Raw genomic sequence first — 23,047 nt, forward strand, 5'->3', positions numbered from 1 at the left:
TTCAACGTACTTCCGGCCGATTGTTCCCGGCCGCCGAAGCGGCCGGGAAGGTGATACAAGGGAGGATCACGGGCTCTCACCAAAGCCCGATTTGTCAGGCGGGCTGGAGCCTCGTTTCCACGCCATCAGCCAGCGATTTCAGGATCAACGCGCAGGATGTCGCGCCCGCATCGAGCACGCCGAGCGAACGTTCGCCAAGGCGGCTGGCGCGACCGATCTTGGCGACGAGATCGCGTGTACTGTCCCGCCCGGCCTCCGCAGCTGCGACGAGAGCCTGAAGCGCCTCGCCAAAGGACTTTCCGCTGCCGATCGCCGTATCGAACGCACTGATCGCCGGCACGAGCGTGTCGAGCAGCGTCTTGTCGCCCACCTTGGCCGAGCCGATCGCCTGAATGCCATCGAGGCCATTGTGGAGCATGGTGCTAAACGTCGCGGCGTCGATCGCATCAGACTTCTCGATCGTTTCGGCAAACTGCGTGAACATGACGCCATAGAGCGGTCCCATGGAGCCGCCGATCTCTGTCATCAGCACGGTGCCGAGCGTGTCGAGCGCTTCCGCCAAGGACATATCTGCCCCTTTGACGCGTTCGGCCGCCATACCGAAACCCTTGGCCATGTTGACGCCATGGTCACCGTCGCCGATCTTGCCGTCAATTTCGCTCAGATAGGCGCGGTTTTCGATGATCCGATCGGCAAGCGAGAGAACGATATCGCCCGATTTGGCATTCCGAAATTGCTGCATTCGCCTGCCTCCCCTCATAGCATCGCAGGGCACTGAACATCAATATTCAGCAGCCGCTTCAGCTCGTCGTCCAGTGCCATGACGGTCAGTGTTGCGCCGACCATTTCCAGCGATGTGAAATAGTTGCCGATATAGACCTTATAGATCTTCAGTCCGCGTCCGGTGATCTCGGATTCAATCGTATCGTGGAGAATATAGAGCTCGTTGAGCGGCGTTGCGCCAAGCCCTGACACGATAACTGCGACTTCGGCTCCAGCAGGAAGCTGGTGATCGTCGAGAACGATCTTCGCCATCTCCTCGGCAACTTCCTTGGCGGATTTCAGCGGCTCGACGCGCACGCCGGGTTCGCCATGGTGGCCGATGCCGACCTCCATCGTGCCGGGCTCGATGGTGAAATTCGGATGGCCGACGGAGGGCAGCGTGCAGGGGCCGAGGCCGACGCCGATCGAACGGCAATTGTCGATCGCTTTCTGAGCGGTCGCACGAACCTCTTCGAGGCTCGCGCCCTCTGCAGCCTTCGCCGCGCCGCACTTCCACATGAATATCTCGCCGGCGACGCCGCGACGCTTTTCGCGCTCCTCAGGGCCTGCTGAACATACATCGTCATTGGCAACGACGGTGACGATCTCGATGCCTTCTTTGGCCGCCAGCTTGATTGCCATCTTCACGTTCATGTTGTCGCCGGCATAGTTGCCATAGAGGCAGACGACGCCATTGCCGCCATTGGCTTCGCGCGCGGCATCGAGGAAGCTCTTTGCGGTTGGCGAAGAGAAAAGTTCGCCGACGGCCACGGCATCCAGCATGTTGCGGCCGGTATAACCGATGAAGGCCGGCTCATGACCCGAACCGCCACCGGTGATAACGCCGACTTTGCCGGCGACCGGCGTGTGACGAGCAGCAATGACACGGGGATTTTGTGCTGATAGCCTGACGATGTCGGCATGGGCCTTGACGAAGCCCTTGACGGTATCCTCGACGACCTCGTCCGGATTGTTGATAAACCTCTGCATTATAACTCCTATCTACCGCGCGTCAGATAATGGTGTAGCCGCCGTCGACCAGAAGGTCCGCGCCATTGATCATATCGGCGCCGTTGGAAGCCAGGAACACCGCCGCCGCCGCAATCTCCTCTGGAAATGCAAAACGGCCGGATGGAATGCGCTGTTTCAGCGCCTCACCGCGCGGGCCGTCCCATGCCTTCCTGCCGAGATCGGTCAGGACGACGGTCGGAGAGATCGTGTTGACGTTGATGCCGTGCTTTCCCCATTCGGCAGCCAGCGTCTTGGAAAGACCGATGACACCGAACTTCGAGGCGCAATAGGCAACATGCTGGTCGATGGCGACCGTGCCTGCCTGTGAGGCCATATTGATGATCTTGCCGCCCCTGCCCGCCTTGATCATGGCGCGGCCAGCAGCCTGTGACACCAGGAAGGTGCCCTTGAGATTGATCGCGATGGTCTTGTCCCACGCATCGAGGCTGAGTTCCTCTGCTGGCGCGAGCATGACGACACCGGCGCTGTTGACGGCAATATCGATGTGACCGAATGCGGCCACCACGTCGGAAACCACCTTTTCTACCGATTGCGGGTCCGACACGTCGCAGACGAATGATTTCGCGCCGTTGCCGAGTTCGTCGGCCTTGGCCTTCGCGACCGATTCATTGATGTCCACCACGCCGACGATCGCGCCCTTGGCGGCCATGGCGGATGCGATGGCGCTGCCGATGCCGGAGGCCCCACCCGTGATCAGAGCGACCTTGCCGCTCAAGGAAAAGTTCAAATCAACCTGTTTTGAATCAGTCATGGCTTTCTTCTCAACCTGTCGGAATATGGGGCGGGACCTTCATCCCGCCCCAGGGAGGATCACTTGCGAGTGGAAAGCAGTTTATCGACGTTTTCAGCCGTCACCGGGGTCCACGGGACATTATAGGTCTTATCCTTGCCGTCGTTCCACGGCATATCCTTGTAGGTGGTCCAGATATCGGATTCCGGCTTATAGTCGCCCTTCTTGGCATTGAAGATCGCAAGATCCAGAGCGCCCTGCGCCTGGGCACGGGCATCCTGAAGGATCGAGGTCATCTCACCGGCCTTGGCAGCCCGCAGCGCATCGGTGACACCGTCGATACCGGCGATGGCAAAGCTCTTGACGTCGAGCCCGGCAGCCTTGATCGCCTCGATGGCGCCGAGCGCCATTTCATCGTTCTGGCCGATAATGCCGTTGATCTGGTTCGGGTGCGACGTCAGCCAGTTCTCCATCAGCGTCTGAGCTTCGGCGCGCGACCAGTTAGCCGTCTGGTCTTCGAGAACCTTGACGTTAGGGCACTCGGCCAACGCCTTCTTGTTACCCTGCAACCGTTGGATCTGCGCCGACTGGCCGACCGGGCCCTCGATGATCACGACATTGCCCTTGCAGCCGATCTTGTCCAGCACACTCTTGGCTTCGAGATAACCGGAAACCGTGTCATCGGACCCGACATAGGAGGTCAGTTGATCGGAATTGACGCGGGTGTTGGAGCCGATGACCGGAATGCCGGCGTCGACGGCGGACTGAACGGCAGATGCCCCTGCATCAACGTCGATCGGAGCGAAGATGATGGCGTTGTACTTTTGCGTAATCATCGTCTTGAACTGGTCCTGCTGAACCAGCGCGTCATAGCGGCCATCGAAGACCGTCAGTTCGACCTCGCCGCTCTTGACGGCGGGGTGGTCCTGCAGGGCCGCAGTCCAGATCTGCATGAATTCCGCATTCAGGCCGTAGGGCGCTGCGCCAATCTTAATCTTCTCCTGGGCTGCGGCCGACGTCGCCAGCAGCGCCGTTGCCGAAGCAAGCGCAATCAGAAGCTTTTTCATTTCATTCTCCTCCACCTTGGGTTTAGGCTGCCAGCATGGCTTGCCTGTCGGACGGGGCGGCCGAAGCGCCTGCCCCGAATTTCTGTTGTTGAGCTCAGGCTCCGAAATTTCGTTTCTGGTCGAGCATGACGGCGCCGACGATGAGGGCGCCCTTCAGGACCTGCTGGTAGTAGGATTGGATACCCATCAGATCGAGACCATTGTTCATCACGCCGATGATGAGCGCGCCGATCAGTGTTCCCGTCACCCGGCCGACACCGCCGGAAAGGCTCGTGCCACCGATGACGACTGCTGCGATCGCGTCCAGTTCATACGCGACGCCAGCCTGCGGCAGGCCCGAACCGGTGCGAGCGCTGAGCAAGATGCCTGCAAGCCCTGCCAGGCCGCCGGAGATGACATAGACGGTGAAGCGGATTCGGTCGGTGTTGATGCCCGAAGTCTTGGCCGCATGCGGGTTGCCGCCGACGGCATAGATGTAGCGGCCGAACCGTGTACGGTTGAGCACCCACCAGGAAGCCACAAAGACGACCGCAAGAACGATGACGGGAGCAGGAAGACCGAACACATCACCGGTGCCGATCCAGCGAAAGGCGGGTGTCAGCGCCGGAACCGGGCGACCGCCACCGTAGATCAACGTCATGCCACGGGCAGCTGAGAGCATGCCGAGTGTGGCGACGAAGGCAGGCACCGAGAAGCGCGAGACGATCGCGCCGGAGATCGAGCCGCAGACAACACCGACCAGGACACCGACCAAGAGGCCGATAGCGACCGGATAGGGCGAACCGATGACCCCGGCCGTTTCCGAAGTGGTGGCAAAACTGGCGCTGACGATGCCGGCGAGTGCTACGACAGAGCCGACCGACAGGTCGATGCCGCGCGTCAGGATCACGAAGGTCATGCCGATCGCCAGCACGCCGTTGATGGACGTCTGCAGCAGCACGTTGGAAATATTTCCGCCGGTCAGGAAGAACTCATTCGAGAACGACAGGATAACGACCAAAAGCAGGAAGGCGAGGAAGATGCCGTATTCCTGCACGATCAAACGCCGCTGTTCGGTCTTGAACCAGCCGCCCGCACTCTTGTTCTCACTCACTGACACTGCCTGCTCCTCTGCTGCCGGACGAACGCCCTGACCCTGGTCAGGTTGATAAGTGGACGAGTGATTGGGCATTCGTCTCCTCCCGGCTGTATATTCCGGCGCTCTTGCCGCCGCGCATCACCATGATGCGGTCCGACATGCCGAGAACTTCGTCGATTTCCGATGAGATCATCACCACCGTGCCGCCGCCTTCGGCGAAGTCGCAGATGATGCGGTAGATTTCGCGCTTCGCGCCGACATCGACGCCGCGTGTCGGCTCATCCAGCAGCAGGACCTTGGGGTTGCGCAGGAACCATTTGCCGAGAACGACCTTCTGCTGGTTGCCGCCGGAAAGGCCTGATACCGGCATGGTGTCGCGCGCTGCCTTGATCTGAAACTGCTCGCGCATCCGCCTGCTGGCATCCACTTCCTTCGCATGGTCCATCGCAAAGGCGGGGCTCAACTCCGGCAAGCTTGCCATGCAGATATTGGCGCGAACGGAATCGGAGAGATTGAGCCCCGTCTGCTTTCGATCCTCGGTTACCAGCGCCAGTCCATGAGCCATCGCGTCCGAGGGCTTCGCGACCGAGATCGGCGCACCGTCCACTGCAATGTGTCCCTTCGATGGTTTATCGAGGCCAAAGAGGCAGTTGAAGATTTCCGTACGGCCGGAGCCCATAAGCCCGTATATGCCGAAGATCTCGCCCTTATGGGCGGAAAAGGAAATGTCCTCGATCTTGTTCGGGCAGGAGAGCGCACTGACCTCCAGACCGATCTGAGGTGTCGGCGTATTGGTCTTGACGTATTCTTCCGACAATTCCCGTCCGACGATCATGCGGATCAGGCTCGGCCGGTCGATCTCCGACAAGGCGCCGGCACCGACGAAGGAACCGTCGCGGAAGACCGTGTAGGAATCAGCGATCTGGAAGATTTCCGACAGGCGGTGCGAGACGTAGACGATACCGCGCCCCTGGGCCTGCAGGCGGCGGATCGCCGCAAAGAGCTGCTGGGCCTCACGCTCGCCGATCGCCGATGTCGGCTCGTCCATGAAGATGACTTCGGCATCGTGGCTCAGCGCCTTGGCGATCTCCACCAACTGCATTTGCGCGACCGAGAGGCTCATCATGTACTGGTTTGCGCGGATATCGAATTCCAGTCCATCGAGCAGCTTTTGTGCCGCGCGGTTCATGGTGCGGAAATCGATGCCACCGAAACGGGCTGACGGCTCACGGCCAAGATAGATGTTCTCGGCGACCGTCATGTGCGGAACCGGGCTCAGCTCCTGCTCGATGATTGCAATACCGGATGCGAGCGCATCAGCCGGACTGGAGAAATCCACCCCCCGGCCCCGCCGACGAATCGAGCCAGCATCGCGCTTGTGAATGCCCATCAGAATTTTCAGGAAGGTCGACTTGCCCGCACCATTGCCGCCACACAGCGCGTGGACCGAGCCAGCGCGAAGTTGGAAGCGGCCGTCGCGCAGGGCTGCGACGCCGCCAAAGGACTTCTTGAGCCCCTCCACTTCCAGCAGAAATTCCACGTCCGTCTCCTCCACGCATGCGTCTGGCGAGCACGTTTCAGCGCGCCATTCGACATCCGGAAACCTCCGCTCGAATATCGATGCTGACAATATTCGATTGCTATTCGACAAATGTCAAGCGACGCATAATCACGTAAATGTCAGGGTATCCGGGAGTCAGGAACGGCGCCGAAAAATCCCGCAATTTCAGGGTGATGAGTGACAGCGCGCCGGAAATGAGGGCGTGTGGAACATCATGCCGACGTGGCGCAAAGAGATTATCGACGGCGAGCATAATCGCGCCCAGCTCTTCTGAGGAACGGTCACCGGCGTGTCGATTTCTGCCAAAAAGCATCCGGCGGCGCTGACTGACGATGCCTATTCTGCCGCGCGTGCCACCAAGTCATCATCACCGTGGATGCATGCGTGGCCGGCCCCGAACTCGCCAAAGCGATCGTCGATAACTATCTCGCCCCCAGCTTCGGCCCAAATGGTCTATCGGTTGAAACGTCAGGGCAATCGACGGCCAGAACCAGGCAAAACACTGAGTTTTGTCACGAGACCTTCTGCCGACCGTAAAGCAGCAGCATGCCGATGATGACCGCGCCATAGATGAGCTGGCGGCCGGCCTCCTCGATCTGCATGACCGAGAGGATCGACTGGAGAAGGGTAATCAGGATGACGCCGGCAACGGTTCCGAGATAGGAACCCTTGCCACCGAGCACATGTGTGCCGCCAAGCACCACGGCGGCGATCGAGGGCAAGAGATAGGCGTCGCCCATGGATTGAGATGCCTTCGAGGCGTAGCCGGCGAGAAGCACGCCACCGAGCGCGCTGAGCCCGCCTGACATGATGAAGGCCAGCAGGGTGATCCTACGGGTGTTGATGCCGGACATGTACGCGGCGCGCTCGCGATTACCGATCGCATAGAGCGCCCGGCCGAAGGTGGTGCGCGTCAGCAGGAAGACGGCGAGCAGGCCGACGGCCAACCACACCAGAACGCCATTCGGAAGCCCGGGTATGGCGTAACCAGTTGCCAGAAAGCGCATGGCGGCAGAGGCCGAATCCTGTGGCGAAAAACCGCCTGTGTAAACGACCATCAACCCTTGCGCGACGGCATTGGTCGCAAGCGTGATGATCATCGAGGGAATGCGCAGATAGGCGACTGCGATGCCGTTGACGAGGCCGATCGCGGCACCGCAGAGAATACCGAAGGGGATTGCGAGGACCGCACCCGTCGTTCCGTAAGCAGTGGCGGCGCAGGCCATCATCGCCCCTGTCGTCACCACCCAGGGCACAGACAGGTCGATTTGTCCAAGCAGGATGACCGCCATCATGCCGGTTGCGATAACGCCGAGGAAGGAAGCTACCTTCAATTGCTGCAGCAGGTAATCCGGCGACAGGAAATTGGAGGAATAGAGCGAACCGCCGAGAAGCAGCAGGATGATGCAGCCGAAGGCGATCGCCACAGCCGGATCGACGCCGCGCAGCCGGGCGGGCACAGGAATTTGCCGCATGGTGGAAGCATCCTCGCTCATTGGAACCACTCCAGACGATTGCGAACGCGCGACAGGCCGATGCAGCCGATGCTGACTGCCAGCATCAGCACCACGCCCTGGAAGAGCGGCTGCCAGAGCGGATCGAGATCGAAGACGAACAACAGGTCGCCGATGGTGCGGAAGGCCAGCGCACCGAAAACGGCGCCGACAGCGCTTCCCTTACCACCCGCAAGCGAAACACCGCCGAGCACCACTGCTGCGATCGAATAGAGCGTATAGGCGTTGCCGCTCGCAAAGGCAGCCTCACCCGTATAGGAAAAGAACGTCAGATAAAGCCCGCCAATCGCTGACAGCAGACCAGCCAGTGCATAGGCAGCAAGCTTTGCCCGCTTCACCGGCATGGCAGACATATAGGCGGCATTTTCTGCCGAGCCGACCGCATAGGCGGTGCGGCCGAGCACCGAACGGCTGAAAGGCACCCAGATCACTAGGACGACAAGCGCGAGCACGACAAGGCTTGCCGGGATGACGCCGAAAAGTTTCGAGGTAAAAGCATCGGCGAGATCTTCATTGACCGAGCCGCCGGGTGTGGGCCGCAACAGCAGTGCCAGTCCGTAAAAGACCGCACTGGTCGCAATCGTGGTGACGATCGGCTGCAACCGCCCGAAGATGATGACGAGCCCATTGAGAAGGCCGCAGGCGAGACCGGTCAAAAGTACGGCCACGACACCCAGCCCCGTCTGCAGCGGCGTGCCGACGACAAGCCACGAGGCGAGACAGTTGCACAGGATCAGGATCATGCCGACCGAAAGGTCGATGCCCGCCGTTATGACCACGAAACACTGCGCCATGGCCACGAAGGCGAGCAATGTCGCCTTGTTGGCGGCCGTCTGCACCACATTGGGCGTGAAGCCGGCGGGATGGTTCGAAACATAGATGATGAACATCAGGATGAAGAGGAGCGCCGCAAAGAGCGTGCCCTTCTGCTGAACGTACCGGTAGCGCCATTCACCAGTCGCCTGTCTGCTCATTGGGCCATCCTTTGCTGCGCCTCGGCGGCGCCGATGTTGAGGGCGGCGCTCACCAACTCGCGCTCGTTGATCTCGTCTCCCTCGAGAATGCGGATGATGCTGCCATCATACATGACGAGCACGCGGTCGCAGCAACCGACCAGTTCGTCATAGTCGGTGGAATAGAAGATGATGGCCGCACCAGCATCGGCAAGCTTGCGCAGCAGGGCATAGATTTCCTGCTTGGTGCCGACATCGATGCCGCGTGTCGGATCGTTGAGCAGGATGATGCGCGGCCGGTTCATCAGCCATTTGGCGATCACGACTTTCTGCTGGTTGCCGCCGGACAGCGAGGCAACGGGCATGTCGATCGTCGCGGCCTTGATCGCCAGCAGCTTCAGAAGTTCGTCGATCTCCCGAAGCTCGGCTGCGCGGTCGATCACGCCATTGCGCGAAACACGATCAAGGGCTGCGATCGACAGGTTTTCGCGCACCGTCATCGGCAGCATCAACCCCTCGGTCTTGCGGTCCTCCGGGATCAGCGCCATGGAGATCTCGCCCGATTTCGCCGCGCCCGGGCTCTTCAATCTGACCGGTCTGCCATCGACTGCCACCTCTCCCTTGAGGTCTCGCAGCACGCCGAACAGCGCCAGCAGCAATTCGCGCTGCCCCTGCCCGTCCAAGCCGCCGAAACCGATAATCTCGCCAGGGCGCACATCAAAATTGATCCCGGAGAGCCGATCTCCCCAGGAGAGGTCGCGGCAGGACAAAACCGGCGCGCCCGCCCTCGATTGCAGCGGCTTGGGCGGAAAGACGTTGGTATATTCGCGTCCGATCATCAGCTCCACTACCTGCTGGTCGGTCTTGGTGCCGGCGGGATAGGATTCGATACTGCGGCCGTTTCTGAAGACCGTGCAGTCATCGGCGAGCTCTGTAATCTCATGCATGCGATGCGAAATATAGATCAGCGCCATGCCCTCGGCCCTGAGTTGCTTCAGCACATCAAAGACCTTCTCGACATCCGATTGGGTCAGCGCCGAGGTCGCCTCGTCGAGGATCATCAGACGCGGTTTGCGGGCAAGCGCCTTGGCGATCTCTACCATCTGCCGGCGAGAAAGCGGCAAATCCTTCACCAGGGATGATGGATGGATATCGGCAGCGCCGGCGCGGGCAAGTGCTTCCTCGGCAATCTGGCGCTGCCTCTTGCGGTCGATCATGCCGAAACGCAGCGGCGGATTGCTGATGACGATGTTGTCGGCCACCGAAAGATCGGGAATGAGCGACAGTTCCTGGAACACACAGACGATACCGGCAGCATTGGCGGCGGCCGGCGAGGCGAACGAGACCTCATTTCCGTCCAGCAGCATGCGCCCTTCATCCGGCGCCACCACACCGGCCATGATCTTGATGAGGGTCGATTTTCCGGCCCCGTTTTCGCCGAGCACGGCGTGGATCGCGCCCGGTCGAACAGCGATATTAGCTTCCTTCAGCGCAATCGCGCCGCCATAGCGCTTCGATATGCCTTCCAGGCGCAGAAGCGGTTCGGAAAGGGTCATGCATCCAGCCTCCATTCGGTCTTGTCGAGATCGAGGCTGCGGGCGCGAGCGCCCGCAGCCAGGTCCGGATGGTGGTGCTTACTGGTTTTCCTTGGTCTGCCCCATGATTTCCTGTGCGGAGAAGTTGATGCCGCAGGTCGGGAAGGAGTTGCCGACGAAGAAGTTGTCGGACTGGGTGGGGTAATAATCCTCCCCTTCCTTGAAATCGGGATCGGAAACGAGGGCCGTCGGTAGCTTGACGGCCTGCGGAACGACCTCGCCTTCAAGAGCTGCGATGGCCGTCTTGATGGCAACAGCAACCTGTGCCGGGCCGGTGCCTGCCGACGAGCATTTCAGGCCATCCCCCGCATGGGCCGCGCAGAATTTACGGAAGCCATTTTCCGTCTCACCGCCGAAGGGCACGAAGGGATGCTTCGCATCGATCATCGCCTGCACGACGCCGGTGTCACCGCCCTGCGCGGTGATGCCATCGAACGGGCCATTGGTGGCGATCGCATCGGCCGTTGCCTTCTGCGCTACGCCATCATCCCACTTGCCGACAACTTCAGTGACGGTGAACTTCTTGCCGGAAGCGTCCAGTGTTTCATGAATGCCGCTATGGCGATCCGTATCGACGGAGGTACCGGCTACGCCGCGCACTTCCAGGATCTTGCCGCCCTGCGGCAGGTGCTTCACCAGCCAATCGGCCCAGATGACACCAAGGCCTTTCTGGTCGACGTTGACGTTGATCGCATCCTTGGTGTCGAGGATATTGTCGAAGGCGACAAGAACGACGCCGGCTTCCTTGGCGCGCTTGATGACCGGACCGAAGGCTGTCGGGTTCTGGGCGTTGACCACGACGGCGTCATAGCCGGCATCGATGAAGTTGTTGATCGCCGAAATCTGGGCCGGAACGTCCTCGCCTGTCGACACGACCTTGAATTCTTTCAGCTTGGCGGCGACGTCCGGCTGGGCGGCATAGGCCTTTGCCGTCTGCACCATCTGGATGCGCCAGGTATTGGCGATATAGCCGTTGGCAAGCGCGATGCGGTAAGGACCATCCTTCTTCGGATATTGCAGGAATTGGGTTTCGGCCGACCACGGAACCATGCAGTTCGGATCGGCGGCGGGGCCGGACACGACCTTTGGCGCCGCCATGGCCGTGCTGCAGAGCAGAGCAAACGCCGACGCGGAAAACGCGGCGATACGGGCCATCTTCGCTTTCTTCACCTTAAGCATTGAATGTCTCCTCCTCAGGCGGACCAGGCCGCCCCTCCACAAAATCTTATTGGCATGCTGATCCCGGAAGGCTCCATCCCATCCTTTTCCGGTGCAATTTGAGCCTAACATAGTTGACAGCGCTGTCAAATCGGATTTGCTAGCGCTGTCAACTGTAATCATCGATAGGAAATATTTCGCAGTTGCGAGATACATTACAGATCGGCATGAGTTTTCTGTATAAAGCGAGATGACAATGCGAAGAATAACTTTGGATGACGTGGCAACTCTGGCCGGCGTCAGCCCGATCACAGTTTCACGCGTACTTCGCAAACCCGATGCGGTCTCGGAGGCGCTGCGGCTGCGTGTCAATGCCGCCGTCCAGGAACTCGGCTATGTGCCGAATATTGCGGCCAGCCGGCTTGCCTCGTCGCGCACTCATGCAATCGGCGTCATCGTGCCGACCCTCTATAACGTCATCTTTGCCGAATATCTCTTCGCTCTGCACGACGTGCTAGTCGGGGCGGGCTTTCAGGTCATCGTCGTCAATAGCCGGTATTCCGAACAGGAAGAGGAAAATGCCATCAAGGTACTGCTCGGCCAACGGGTCGAAGCGATCATCATCGCCGGCATTCATCATACGCCGCTTGCCCATCAGCTTCTGATGCGGGCGCATTTGCCCGTTGTCGAGACATTCGAGTTATCGCCCGATCCGATCGACCTCAATATTGGCATGCTGCAAGATCGCGCCGGGCAGGCAGCAACGCAGCATCTCATCGACCGTGGCTTCAAGCGTATTGCCTTTCTGGCAGGCAATCTCGACCATCGTTCCCAGTCCCGCTTCGACGGCTATCGCCTGGCAATGCAGGAAGCGGGCTTGGAGAACCTTGAGATCGTCACCCAGCGGCCGCGGCACAGCTCGGTTGCGCTCGGCTCCGATCTCCTGGCCCTCATGCATGAACGTGGCGACCGCCCGGAAGCGATCTTCTGCACCGACGACAACGTGGCGCTCGGCGCCATGCAGGAGTGCCGCAAGCGCGGCATCCGCGTGCCTGACGATATCGCCATCATCGGTTTTCATGATCTGGAATTTTCTGCCTGTGCGTCACCATCCCTCTCATCGATCGTGACGAGGCGTTTCGAGACGGGCAAGCTTGCCGCCGAAAAGGTACTGGCGGCCCTCAATTCGACGAGCCGCCAGCCGCCGAGCCAGATCGACCTTGGCTTCGAGGTCATCGCCCGCGAAAGCACGGGCGTGACCATCAGGCAGCAGCCTGGGCCTCGCTCTTGGCGATCGTGACCGGAACACCCTTGTAGCTCGGCGTGCCCGACTTGCGGTCATAGTGATCAAGGGCAATCACCGCATTCATTTCCGGATAATAGCCGGCCACCGAACCGACGGGGATATTATACTCGACAGCCGTGAAACCGATGACGGTTTTCCCGCCGCCGTCTCCGGTGGTTGAACGGATATCGATCCGGTCTCCGTCACGCAGGCCTCGTTCGGCAAGATCCTGACTGCTCATGAAGATGACGTCACGACGGCCGAAGATACCGCGATAGCGATCGTCGAGGCCATAGACGGTCGTGTTGTATTGGTCGTGGCTGCGCAGCGTCGTCAGCACCAGTGTCGTCGGGTCCTTCAGGCGGGGATCTTCGTCGAGACCGGGGGCAATAAGGAAATTCGCCTTTCCGCTCGCCGTCTTCCAGACGCGATAGGAAGCCGGAACATCGAGCCGGAAGCCGCCGCGGACCCGGACGCGACTGTTGAACTCGTGAAAATCCGGAAAGACCACTTCGATCTTTTCGCGGATTCGATCGTAATTGGCGATCAGCCCGTTCCAGTCGATGCCGTATTTTGTACCGAGTGTGGCCATCGCAATGCCGGCGATTATGGCGGGTTCGGATTTCAGAAACTCGCTCGGCGGCTTGAGGAAGCCGCGCGAGGCATGCACCATCGACATGGAATCTTCCACCGTCACCGACTGCGGGCCTGATGCCTGCGTGTCGAGGTCGGTCCGCCCGAGGCAGGGAAGGATGATCGAGGTCTTTGCCGTCAGGAGATGCGAGCGGTTGAGCTTAGTGGCGATATGGACGGCAAGATCGAGCTTGCGCATCGCTTCGAAGGTGACGTCAGGATCGGACATGGCGACAGCCAGATTGCCGCCGAGGCAGATCAGCGCCTTGGACTTGCCGGCCGCAATTGCCTCAATGGACTCGACCGCATCATGGCCCTTCTCTGCAGAAGGCCGAAAACCGAAGGCGCGTTCCATACCGTCGAGCAGCGCCTTGTTCGGGATTTCGGTAATGCCGACAGTCCTGTCCCCCTGCACGTTGGAGTGGCCACGCAGCGGGCAGAGCCCCGCGCCCTGGCGGCCGATATTACCGCGCAGCATCAGGAAATTGGCAAGCTGCTGGACATTCGCCGTTCCATTGGCATGTTGCGTGATCCCCATGCCGTAGCAGAGAATAACATTGCGGGCATTGAGATAGACATCGACAGCGCTGTTCAGCGCCTCCATGGTAAGGCCGGACACGCTGAGGATATCGGCCCAGCCGGCATTGGCGAGATCCTCCTTCAGGGCATCGATGCCGACAGTGTGTTCGGTAATGAAGGCCCGATCGAGAACGCCTTCGCCGCCGGCTGCGAGATCGGCCTCGTCGCGCTCGAAGATCAGCTTCATCAGCCCTTTGAGGGCAGCGAGGTCGCCGCCTGTGCGAAGCTGATGGTAGGCCGATGCAATGCGTGTCGAGGATAGGGTCACCATTTCCACCGGGTTTTGCGGCGCGGCGAAACGCTCTAGCGCCCGCTCCTTCAGCGGGTTGAAGACGATGATGGGAACACCGCGACGGGACGCCTCATGCAAGGTCGTCATCATGCGGGGATGATTGGTTCCGGGATTGTGGCCGAAGCTGAAAATTGCATCGGCATGATCGAAATCCTCGAGCGTCACTGTACCCTTGCCGACACCGAGCGACAGCGGCAGGCCGACACTCGTCGCCTCATGGCACATGTTCGAACAATCGGGAAAATTGTTCGTGCCATAGGCCCGCACGAAAAGCTGATAAAGGAAAGCCGCCTCGTTGGACGCGCGCCCGGACGTGTAGAACTCGGCTTCGTCAGGACTTGCGAGTTTGTTGAGTTCCGCACCGATCAGGCTGAAGGCATCATCCCAATCGATCGCTTCATATTTATCCGTGGCGCTATTGTATTTCAGCGGATGCGTCAGCCGGCCCTGGTCTTCGAGCTTGTGATCGATCCATCCCCAAAGCTCAGAGACCGTGTGTTCGGCAAAGAATTCCGGCGCGACACGGCGGGCGGTCGATTCCCAGGTGATTGCCTTTGCGCCGTTTTCGCAGAACTCGAAGGAAGACGTGTGTTTGGGATCGGGCCAGGCACAGCCGGGACAGTCGAAGCCTTCGGGCTGGTTTGCCTTGAGCAGGGTCGTACTTCCCTGCGCAACGATCTGCTGATGCTTAAGCGTTTTCGCCACCGCCTTCAGCGCATCCCATCCGCCTGCGGGGTGACTGTATGTCTCAACGCCTTCCGGACGCTTGTCGCTCATCTTCGCTCTCCGTCTTCAAGATGGCCCGACGATAACAGCGAGTGTCCGGGCGGTGCATTATACTGAGGCATAGGTAGCGCAGCCGCCGACAACGGCATGGATGTCGCAATCTTTTTTCGAAACTCCCAACGCAGAAGAGGCACTGCACATATACCAAGCAAATGGCTCATTATTTCATCATTTTTAGCAAATGCCTAATAAATTGCCTTTTTAGCTTGTCCGCTTTGCTGCATTGCGTCATAAATGATGCATGAGCCGGCTCGATCTGACCATCCTTGTGATCGATGAAAACACCATTCGCGCCTCCATCATCGAAGAGGGGCTGCGAGAGGCGGGGCATGCGCGTGTGACGGTCATCCATGAGGTCCAAGGCGTGGCGCGCATCATCGATACGCTGCGGCCAGACGTCATCATCATCGATATCGAGAACCCCAATCGCGACATGATGGAGCATCTGTTCCAGTTGACCCGTACAGTCGGCAGGCCGATTGCCATGTTCGTCGACCGCTCCGACACGGCCTCCATCGAGGCCGCGGTGGATGCCGGCGTATCAGCTTACATTGTCGACGGGTTGAAGAAGGAGCGCGTCAAACCCATTCTTGACATGGCGGTCAGCCGTTTCAATGCCTTTAGCCGGTTGCAGCGCGAACTTGCCGATGCCAAGTCAGCCCTGGAGGAGCGCAAGGTCGTCGAACGCGCCAAGGGCATATTGATGAAGATGCGCGGCCTGTCGGAGGAGGAAGCGTTTGCATTGCTTCGTCAGACGGCAATGAACGAGAAGAAGAAAATGTCCGACATCGCCCAGAGCGTCGTGACCGCGGCAGGACTTTTAATGTGATGGCCGGTCTGGTTGCGACTGTCCGGAGGAAGCCGGAGTGAACATGATGACGAAAAGCCTCGATCCCGATGCCGGCCTGCCCGCGCCCGCCCGCGCCAACGGCGAAGGCTCCAGAACGCTGAGGGCCGGCTTCATTCCGCTCGTCGATGCTTCCGTGCTCATCGCCGCAGCGGAATTCGGCTTTGCTGAGCGGGAGGGCCTGACGCTCGATCTCGTCAAGGACGTCTCCTGGGCGAACGTTCGCGACCGCCTCGCTTTCCGGCAATTCGATATCGCCCACATGCTCTCGCCGATGCCCGTTGCCTCCATGCTCGGCCTCGGCTCCAATCCGTCGCCGACGATTACGCCCTTCTCTCTCGGGCGCGGCGGCAATGCGATCACGCTCTCGATCCGCCTGTTCGATAGGATGCGGAATGCGACTGGGCTTTCCGAAACTGCCAGCGCACTCGAAAACGCCAAGGCGCTCTCAACGGTCCTGGCGGAAATGAAGGCAAATGGCGAGTCGCTGCCAACCTTCGGCGTCACCTATCCTTTTTCCTCGCATAATTACGAATTCCGCTACTGGCTCGCCGCCGGCGGCATCGATCCGGACAAGGACGTCAAACTCGTCGTCGTGCCGCCGCCGCTGACCTCGGATGCATTGGCCGCCGGCGCGATCGACGGCTTTTGCGTCGGCGCGCCCTGGAACATGGTGGCGTCCGAGCGCGGTGTCGGGCGTATCGTCGCTACCAAACAGGATATCTGGCCATCCGCACCGGAAAAGGTGGTCGGCATGCGCCCGGAATGGGCGGACAGCCATCCGGAAACGGTCTCCCGGCTGATTGTCGCTCTCGACGCAGCGGCACGCTGGTGCGACCGGCCGGAAAACCACGATGCGCTTGCCGAGGCCCTGGCGGATGCCCGCTACATCGCAGCACCTGTCCACATCATCCGCCATGTGCTGGCCGGCGAGTTCAGCCTCGATGCAAAGGGGAACCGGCGCATCATCGACAATTACTTCATGTTCCATTCGGGCTTTGCCAATTATCCGCGCACGAGCCAGGCGCTCTGGATCTACAGCCAGATGATCCGCTGGGGCCAGACCGAACTCGGACTCAACCCCGCACGCGCAGCCGCTTCCGCCTATCGCCCGGACCTTTATCGCACGGCCCTAGGCGAGGGCAGCGCACCTATCGATGCTGACGTGCGCATCGAAGGCGCCGACGAAACCGACCGCTTTATGGACGGCCATGTTTTCGATCCATCGAAGCTGCCTGACTATATTGCGGGTTTTGCGGTGAAGAGCGCCCTGCCCTTCATTCCGCATCCTGATGAAACCTGAAAAGGTTGCTGCATTGCATAAATCACTTGCAGCATTTTCGACCCGCGACTGAGCAATCGCACAAAAGTTTTGCAGAGCGATTTCGTGCTTCGAAAAACAGCAACTGGCGCAAACAGAAGAAATTTCCTTTTATTTCAATGTTTTGCAACAACCAAAACAAATTGGCACGCCGCTTGCAAGGCTAAAACCGCACCGGTCAACGGCGACCAGGTGCAGGATGAGCGCGGAATAAGCGCTTACAACAGACATCGACGTCGCAAGGTTTTTGCTGTCCGGGACTTCTCCCTTCCCGAGGACGCAATCTCCGAGCGGCGTTTTTTTATTCCGAAAAATCCGGCAGCCACCCAGAGGAGCCCGCGCATGACCAAGATTTTCACGACCGCGATCAGCCGTCGCAGCATGCTGAAGACCACCGCCGCCGCCGCCCTCGTGAGCGCCGTTCGGACGGCATTTCCTTCAGGCGCTTTCGCTGCTGCGGCCACACCTGAGGTGACCGGCGTCAAGCTTGGCTTCATCGCCCTGACGGATGCGGCGCCTCTCATCGTCGCCAAGGAAAAGGGTCTGTTCGAAAAGCACGGCCTTCCTGAAGTCGATGTGGCGAAGCAGGCCTCCTGGGGGGCAACGCGTGACAATTTGGTTCTCGGCGGTGCGGCCAATGGCATCGATGGCGCGCATATCCTCTCGCCGCTGCCCTATCTCATGCACACCGGCAAGGTGACCCAGAACAACCAGCCGGTGCCGATGGCACTGCTGGCACGTCTGAACTACGACAGCCAGGGCATCTCGGTCGCCAAGGAATATGCCGATACCGGTGTCGAACTCGACTCCTCCAAGCTGAAAGCCGCTTTCGAGAAGAAGAAGGCCGAGGGGAAGGAGGTGAAAGCCGCCATGACCTTCCCCGGCGGTACGCATGACCTGTGGATCCGCTACTGGCTCGCCGCCGGCGGCATCGATCCGGACAAGGACGTCTCCACCATCGTGGTGCCGCCGCCGCAGATGGTGGCGAACATGAAGGTCGGCAACATGGATGTCTTCTGTGTCGGCGAGCCTTGGAACGAACAGCTCGTCAACCAGGGCATCGGCTTCACCGCGGCAACGACCGGCGAGCTCTGGAAAGGCCATCCGGAAAAGGCCCTCGCCATGCGCGCCGACTGGGTGGAAAAGAACCCGAATGCCGCCAAGGCCCTGCTGATGGCCATCATGGAAGCCCAGCAATGGTGCGACAGCATGGACAACAAGGAGGAGATGGCGACCATCCTCGGCAAGCGGCAATGGTTCAATGTGCCGCCGAAGGATGTGCTCGGCCGCCTGAAAGGCGACATCAACTACGGCAATGGCCGCGTCGCCCATGGGACCGATCTCTACATGAAGTTCTGGGCCGGCGGCGTCTCCTACCCCTTCAAGAGCCACGATACCTGGTTCATGGCGGAGAATATCCGCTGGGGCAAACTCGCGGCGAATACGGATATCAAGGCGCTGGTCGACAAGGTGAACCGCGAGGACATCTGGCGCGAGGCCGCAAAGGACCTCGGCGTTGCGGTGGCCGACATTCCGGCCACGACGTCGCGCGGCAAGGAAACCTTCTTCGACGGCAAGGTCTTCGATCCGGAGAACCCCTCTGCCTATCTCGACAGCCTCTCCATCAAGGCCGCTTCGTAATCCCCGCCTCCGGCGCGTGAGGCGCGCGCCGGCCTTTTATTCCATGAAGGAGCGAACGCATGTCAGCGCTTGCAAAGAATGAACCCATCAAGGCGGCTGTTGCGCCGAAGACGGCCAATGTCGTCCATCTCGCAAAGAAGCCGGCGCGCAAGATCGATTTGCAGCTCCTTTCGGTCGCTGCCGCCCGCAATATCGTGCCGCCGCTGATCGTTCTCGCGATCATTCTCGGCCTCTGGCAGATCCTCTGTTCCTCGCCGAACGCCTCGCTGCCATCGCCGCATCAGGTCTGGCAGGAAAGCTATGATCTGATCGCCTATCCTTTCTTCAACTACGGATCTCAGGATATCGGTCTCGGCTGGCGCGTACTGGTTTCGCTGCAGCGGGTTGCTTATGGTTTCGGCCTTGCAGCCGTAGCCGGCATCGTCATCGGTGCGGTTATCGGCCAGTCGATCTGGGCGATGCGCGGCCTCGATCCGATCTTCCAGGTGCTGCGCACCGTGCCGCCGCTTGCCTGGCTGCCGCTGTCGCTCGCGGCCTTCCAGGACAGCAATCCTTCGGCGATCTTCGTGATCTTCATCACCTCGATCTGGCCGGTCATCATCAATACCGCCGTCGGCGTGCGCAACATTCCGCAGGATTACCGCAATGTCGCCGAAGTGCTGCGGCTCAACCAGTTCGAGTTCTTCTTCAAGATCATGCTGCCCTCGGCAGCCCCCTACATCTTCACCGGTCTGCGCATCGGCATCGGCCTGTCATGGCTGGCGATCGTCGCAGCCGAAATGCTGACCGGCGGCGTCGGCATCGGCTTTTTCATCTGGGATGCGTGGAACTCGTCCCGCCTGCCCGACATCATCGTGGCGCTTGCCTATATCGGCGTCGTCGGCTTCGCCCTCGACAAGCTCGTGTCCGCCATCGGCAAACTCGTCACGCGCGGCGCCTAGGCCAATTGAGGGGATCGACCATGAGTGCCTATCTGAAACTCGACCACATCGACAAGCATTTCGACCGCGCGGGCGCCCGCACCGAGGTGCTGAAGGACATCAACCTCGTCATCGACAAGGGCGAATTCGTCTCGATCATCGGCCATTCCGGCTGCGGCAAGTCCACGCTGCTCAACCTGATCGCCGGCCTGACGCCTGTGTCAAACGGAGCCGTGCTGCTCGAAAACCGCGAGGTCAATGAACCCGGCCCCGAACGCGCCGTCGTCTTCCAGAACCATTCGCTGCTGCCCTGGCTGACTGTCTATGAAAACGTCAATCTCGCCGTCTCGAAGGTCTTCAGCAATAAGAAGAGCAAGGCCGAGCGCCACGACTGGGTCATGGCCAATCTCGATCTCGTGCAGATGGCTCATGCGAAAGACAGACGCCCCTCCGAAATATCGGGCGGCATGAAGCAGCGCGTCGGCATTGCCCGGGCACTCTCGATGGAGCCGAAGATCCTTCTGCTCGACGAGCCCTTCGGCGCTCTCGACGCATTGACCCGTGCGCATCTGCAGGACGCCGTGATGGAAATCCACGCCCGCCTCGGCAATACGATGGTCATGATCACCCATGATGTCGACGAGGCCGTACTGCTTTCCGACCGCATCGTGATGATGACCAACGGCCCCGCCGCCCGCATCGGCGAAGTGCTCGACGTGTCGATGGCCCGACCGCGCAACCGTATCGAACTCGCCTCCGACCGAACCTACCTCAAATGCCGCGAAGCCGTGCTGAAGTTCCTCTACGAACGTCACCGCTTCGTCGAAGCCGCGGAGTAAACCATGACCGAAAAACTCGTCATCATCGGTAACGGCATGGCGCCTGGGCGCATGCTGGAACACCTCTTCGAACAGGCGCCGGGCCGTTATCAGGTTACGATCTTCAACGCCGAGCCGCGCGTCAATTACGATCGCATCATGCTCTCGCCGGTCCTCTCGGGCGAAAAGACCTACGAGCAGATCGTCATCCATGGCGATGGCTGGTACATCGACCACGGCATCACCCTTTACAAGGGCCACAAGATCGTCTCGATCGACCGCGACAGGAAGACAGTCACGTCGGATCATGGTGTGACCGAGAGCTATGACAAGCTCGTCATCGCCACGGGCTCTGTGCCCTTCATCATTCCCGTTCCCGGAAAGGATCTGCCCGGCGTCATCACCTACCGCGACCTCGATGACGTGCAGGCCATGCTGCTCGCCGCCCAGTCGCGGCAAAAGGCGATCGTCATCGGCGGCGGCTTGCTCGGGCTCGAAGCGGCCGCCGGGCTTGCTCAGCGGGGCATGGATGTCACCGTATTGCACGTCATGCCGACGCTGATGGAGCGCCAGCTTGATCCCGCCGCCGGCTACCTCTTGCAGAAGGCCGTTGAGGAACGCGGCATCAAAGTCATCTGCAAGGCCAATACCAAGCAGATCATCGGCAACGGCAAAGTGGAAGGCGTCGAGCTCGACAACGGCACAATCATTCCGGCTACGCTCGTCGTCATGGCGGTGGGCATTCGCCCGAACGTCAATCTTGCCAAGGAAGCCGGGCTTGCCGTCAATCGTGGCATCGTCGTCGATGCCGGCATGCAGACCTCCGATGGCGACATCTACTCGCTCGGCGAATGCGCCGAAGTCGGCGGCATGGTCTATGGCCTTGTCGCACCGCTCTACGAGATGGCCCGTGTGGCAGCCTCCCATCTTGCGGGCGATACCAAGCCGGGCTTCGTGCATTCCGATACGCCGACCAAGCTCAAGGTTACCGGCATCGAGCTCTATTCTCTGGGTGATTTCACCGACGGTGATGACCGGCAGGAAATCGTGCTGCGCGATGCAACCGCGGGCGTCTACAAGCGCTTGGTGCTGAAGGACAACCGCATTATCGGCACGGTGCTTTATGGCGAAACCTCCGACGGCGCATGGTTCAACGATCTCAAGAAAAAGGCGGTCGACATCTCCGAGATGCGCGACACTCTGATCTTCGGCCAGGCCTATCAGGGAGGGTCCCCGCTGGACCCTATGGCGGCCGTTGCAGCCTTGCCGGATGATGCGGAAATCTGCGGCTGCAACGGCGTCTGCAAGGGCAAAATCACTTCAACGATCACGGCCAAGGGGCTGACATCGCTCGATGATGTGCGCGCCCACACCAAGGCTTCGGCCTCCTGTGGCTCCTGCACCGGCCTTGTCGAGCAGCTCATGTCCTTGACGCTGGGTGATGCCTATAATCCGAAAGCCGTGCAGCCTATGTGCACTTGTACGGAACTCGGCCATGATGATGTGCGCCGCCTGATCAAGGCGAAAAAGCTGAAGACCATACCCGCCATCATGCAGGAGCTGGAATGGAAGACATCCGGCGGCTGCGCCAAATGTCGCCCGGCACTCAACTACTATCTCGTCTGTGACTGGCCGGACGAATATGCCGACGACTATCAGTCGCGCTTCATCAACGAACGCGTCCATGCCAATATCCAGAAGGACGGCACCTATTCCGTCGTGCCACGTATGTGGGGCGGAGTGACCAATTCCGGCGAGCTGCGTGCCATCGCCGATGTGGTCGACAAGTTCGCGATCCCGATGGTCAAAGTGACCGGCGGCCAGCGCATAGACCTGCTCGGCGTCGAAAAAGAAGACCTGCCGGCCGTCTGGGCCGATCTCGGCAAGGCCGGCTTCATTTCCGGCCAGGCCTATGCCAAGGGCCTGCGCACGGTGAAGACCTGCGTCGGTTCCGACTGGTGCCGCTTCGGCACGCAGGATTCCACCGGCCTCGGCATCCGCATCGAGAAATTCATGTGGGGCTCCTGGACACCGGCCAAATTGAAGATGGCAGTGTCCGGATGTCCGCGAAACTGCGCCGAGGCTACCTGCAAGGATATCGGCGTGATCTGCGTGGATTCCGGCTTCGAGATCCATTTCGCCGGGGCTGCAGGTCTCGACATCAAGGGCACGGAAGTGCTCGGCCTGGTGAAGACCGAGGACGAAGCGCTCGAACATATCGTGGCGCTGACCCAGATGTATCGCGAACAGGGCCGCTATCTCGAGCGCATCTACAAATGGGCCAAGCGCATCGGCCTCGATGAGATCCGCCGGCAGATCATGGAGGATCACGACAAGCGCAAGGCTTATTATGAGCGCTTCGTCTTTTCCCAGAAGTTCGCCCAGGTCGACCCCTGGTCGGAGCGCGTCTCCGGCAAGGACAAGCACGAATTCCGGCCGATGGCGACCATCGGCTTCAATCAGGCGGCAGAGTGA

The 23,047-nt window shown here is 60.2% G+C and carries 18 protein-coding genes; 7 read left to right on the forward strand and 11 right to left on the reverse strand.

Annotated features, from left to right (window positions below; all coding sequences use genetic code 11):
* Positions 1–94 precede the first annotated feature (94 nt).
* The 10 genes from dhaL to AB8B33_RS29640 form a co-directional block, all read right to left on the reverse strand.
* Positions 95–742, reverse strand: coding sequence for a dihydroxyacetone kinase subunit DhaL (gene dhaL / locus AB8B33_RS29595; RefSeq protein WP_439018098.1), 648 nt, complete (start codon positions 740–742; stop codon positions 95–97).
* Between the two features lie 14 nt (positions 743–756).
* On the reverse strand, positions 757–1,752 hold the full coding sequence (locus tag AB8B33_RS29600; RefSeq protein WP_439018099.1) for a dihydroxyacetone kinase subunit DhaK: 996 nt from the start codon (positions 1,750–1,752) through the stop codon (positions 757–759).
* Positions 1,753–1,774: 22 nt separating this feature from the next.
* Positions 1,775–2,545: an SDR family oxidoreductase gene (locus AB8B33_RS29605; protein ID WP_439018100.1), complete on the reverse strand. Its 771-nt coding sequence runs from the start codon at positions 2,543–2,545 to the stop codon at positions 1,775–1,777.
* 59 nt (positions 2,546–2,604) lie between these two features.
* A complete protein-coding gene (locus AB8B33_RS29610; RefSeq protein ID WP_113320389.1) occupies positions 2,605–3,591 on the reverse strand; it encodes a substrate-binding domain-containing protein in 987 nt (328 codons plus the stop codon).
* Between the two features lie 94 nt (positions 3,592–3,685).
* Positions 3,686–4,762 (reverse strand): ABC transporter permease, encoded by a 1,077-nt coding sequence (locus AB8B33_RS29615; RefSeq protein WP_439018101.1) that lies wholly within the window; start codon positions 4,760–4,762, stop codon positions 3,686–3,688.
* Positions 4,731–6,209 (reverse strand): sugar ABC transporter ATP-binding protein, encoded by a 1,479-nt coding sequence (locus AB8B33_RS29620; RefSeq protein ID WP_439018102.1) that lies wholly within the window; start codon positions 6,207–6,209, stop codon positions 4,731–4,733. Before AB8B33_RS29620 ends, AB8B33_RS29615 begins: the two co-directional genes overlap by 32 nt.
* A 533-nt stretch (positions 6,210–6,742) precedes the next feature.
* Positions 6,743–7,726, reverse strand: coding sequence for an ABC transporter permease (locus AB8B33_RS29625; RefSeq protein WP_113296602.1), 984 nt, complete (start codon positions 7,724–7,726; stop codon positions 6,743–6,745).
* The gene (locus tag AB8B33_RS29630) at positions 7,723–8,718 is read right to left on the reverse strand and encodes an ABC transporter permease (RefSeq protein ID WP_439018103.1); all 996 of its coding nucleotides are present in this window, start codon (positions 8,716–8,718) and stop codon (positions 7,723–7,725) included. The genes AB8B33_RS29625 and AB8B33_RS29630 overlap by 4 nt, the downstream gene beginning before the upstream one ends.
* Complete coding sequence (locus AB8B33_RS29635) at positions 8,715–10,253, reverse strand: sugar ABC transporter ATP-binding protein (protein ID WP_439018104.1); 1,539 nt, start codon at positions 10,251–10,253, stop codon at positions 8,715–8,717. Before AB8B33_RS29635 ends, AB8B33_RS29630 begins: the two co-directional genes overlap by 4 nt.
* A gap of 78 nt (positions 10,254–10,331) precedes the next feature.
* The gene (locus AB8B33_RS29640; RefSeq protein WP_439018105.1) at positions 10,332–11,471 is read right to left on the reverse strand and encodes a sugar ABC transporter substrate-binding protein; all 1,140 of its coding nucleotides are present in this window, start codon (positions 11,469–11,471) and stop codon (positions 10,332–10,334) included.
* 235 nt (positions 11,472–11,706) lie between these two features.
* On the opposite strand from AB8B33_RS29640, the gene AB8B33_RS29645 reads away from it, so the two are divergent.
* Entirely contained in the window at positions 11,707–12,750 is a 1,044-nt protein-coding gene (locus tag AB8B33_RS29645) for a LacI family DNA-binding transcriptional regulator (RefSeq protein WP_113320396.1), read from the forward strand.
* On the opposite strand, the gene AB8B33_RS29650 is transcribed toward AB8B33_RS29645, so the two are convergent.
* Complete coding sequence (locus tag AB8B33_RS29650) at positions 12,713–15,016, reverse strand: FdhF/YdeP family oxidoreductase (protein WP_439018106.1); 2,304 nt, start codon at positions 15,014–15,016, stop codon at positions 12,713–12,715. The genes AB8B33_RS29645 and AB8B33_RS29650 overlap by 38 nt on opposite strands.
* A gap of 250 nt (positions 15,017–15,266) precedes the next feature.
* Between AB8B33_RS29650 and AB8B33_RS29655 the strand changes: the two genes are divergently transcribed.
* The 6 genes from AB8B33_RS29655 to nirB all read left to right on the forward strand — a co-directional run bounded on the left by AB8B33_RS29655 (position 15,267) and on the right by nirB (position 23,047).
* Positions 15,267–15,854 carry an ANTAR domain-containing response regulator gene (locus tag AB8B33_RS29655; RefSeq protein WP_007816832.1) on the forward strand — a complete coding sequence of 196 codons (588 nt, stop codon included), beginning with the start codon at positions 15,267–15,269 and terminating at the stop codon, positions 15,852–15,854.
* Between the two features lie 43 nt (positions 15,855–15,897).
* Positions 15,898–17,175, forward strand: coding sequence for a CmpA/NrtA family ABC transporter substrate-binding protein (locus AB8B33_RS29660; RefSeq protein WP_439018107.1), 1,278 nt, complete (start codon positions 15,898–15,900; stop codon positions 17,173–17,175).
* A 360-nt stretch (positions 17,176–17,535) separates the two neighbouring features.
* Positions 17,536–18,834 carry a CmpA/NrtA family ABC transporter substrate-binding protein gene (locus AB8B33_RS29665; protein ID WP_439018108.1) on the forward strand — a complete coding sequence of 433 codons (1,299 nt, stop codon included), beginning with the start codon at positions 17,536–17,538 and terminating at the stop codon, positions 18,832–18,834.
* Between the two features lie 59 nt (positions 18,835–18,893).
* A complete protein-coding gene (ntrB, locus tag AB8B33_RS29670) occupies positions 18,894–19,775 on the forward strand; it encodes a nitrate ABC transporter permease (protein ID WP_439018109.1) in 882 nt (293 codons plus the stop codon).
* Between the two features lie 20 nt (positions 19,776–19,795).
* The gene (locus AB8B33_RS29675; protein ID WP_439018110.1) at positions 19,796–20,593 is read left to right on the forward strand and encodes an ABC transporter ATP-binding protein; all 798 of its coding nucleotides are present in this window, start codon (positions 19,796–19,798) and stop codon (positions 20,591–20,593) included.
* Positions 20,594–20,596: 3 nt separating this feature from the next.
* Positions 20,597–23,047 carry a nitrite reductase large subunit NirB gene (gene nirB / locus AB8B33_RS29680; RefSeq protein WP_439018111.1) on the forward strand — a complete coding sequence of 817 codons (2,451 nt, stop codon included), beginning with the start codon at positions 20,597–20,599 and terminating at the stop codon, positions 23,045–23,047.

Origin of the sequence: Rhizobium sp. 768_B6_N1_8 (assembly GCF_051811225.1) — a bacterium.
GTDB lineage: Bacteria > Pseudomonadota > Alphaproteobacteria > Rhizobiales > Rhizobiaceae > Rhizobium.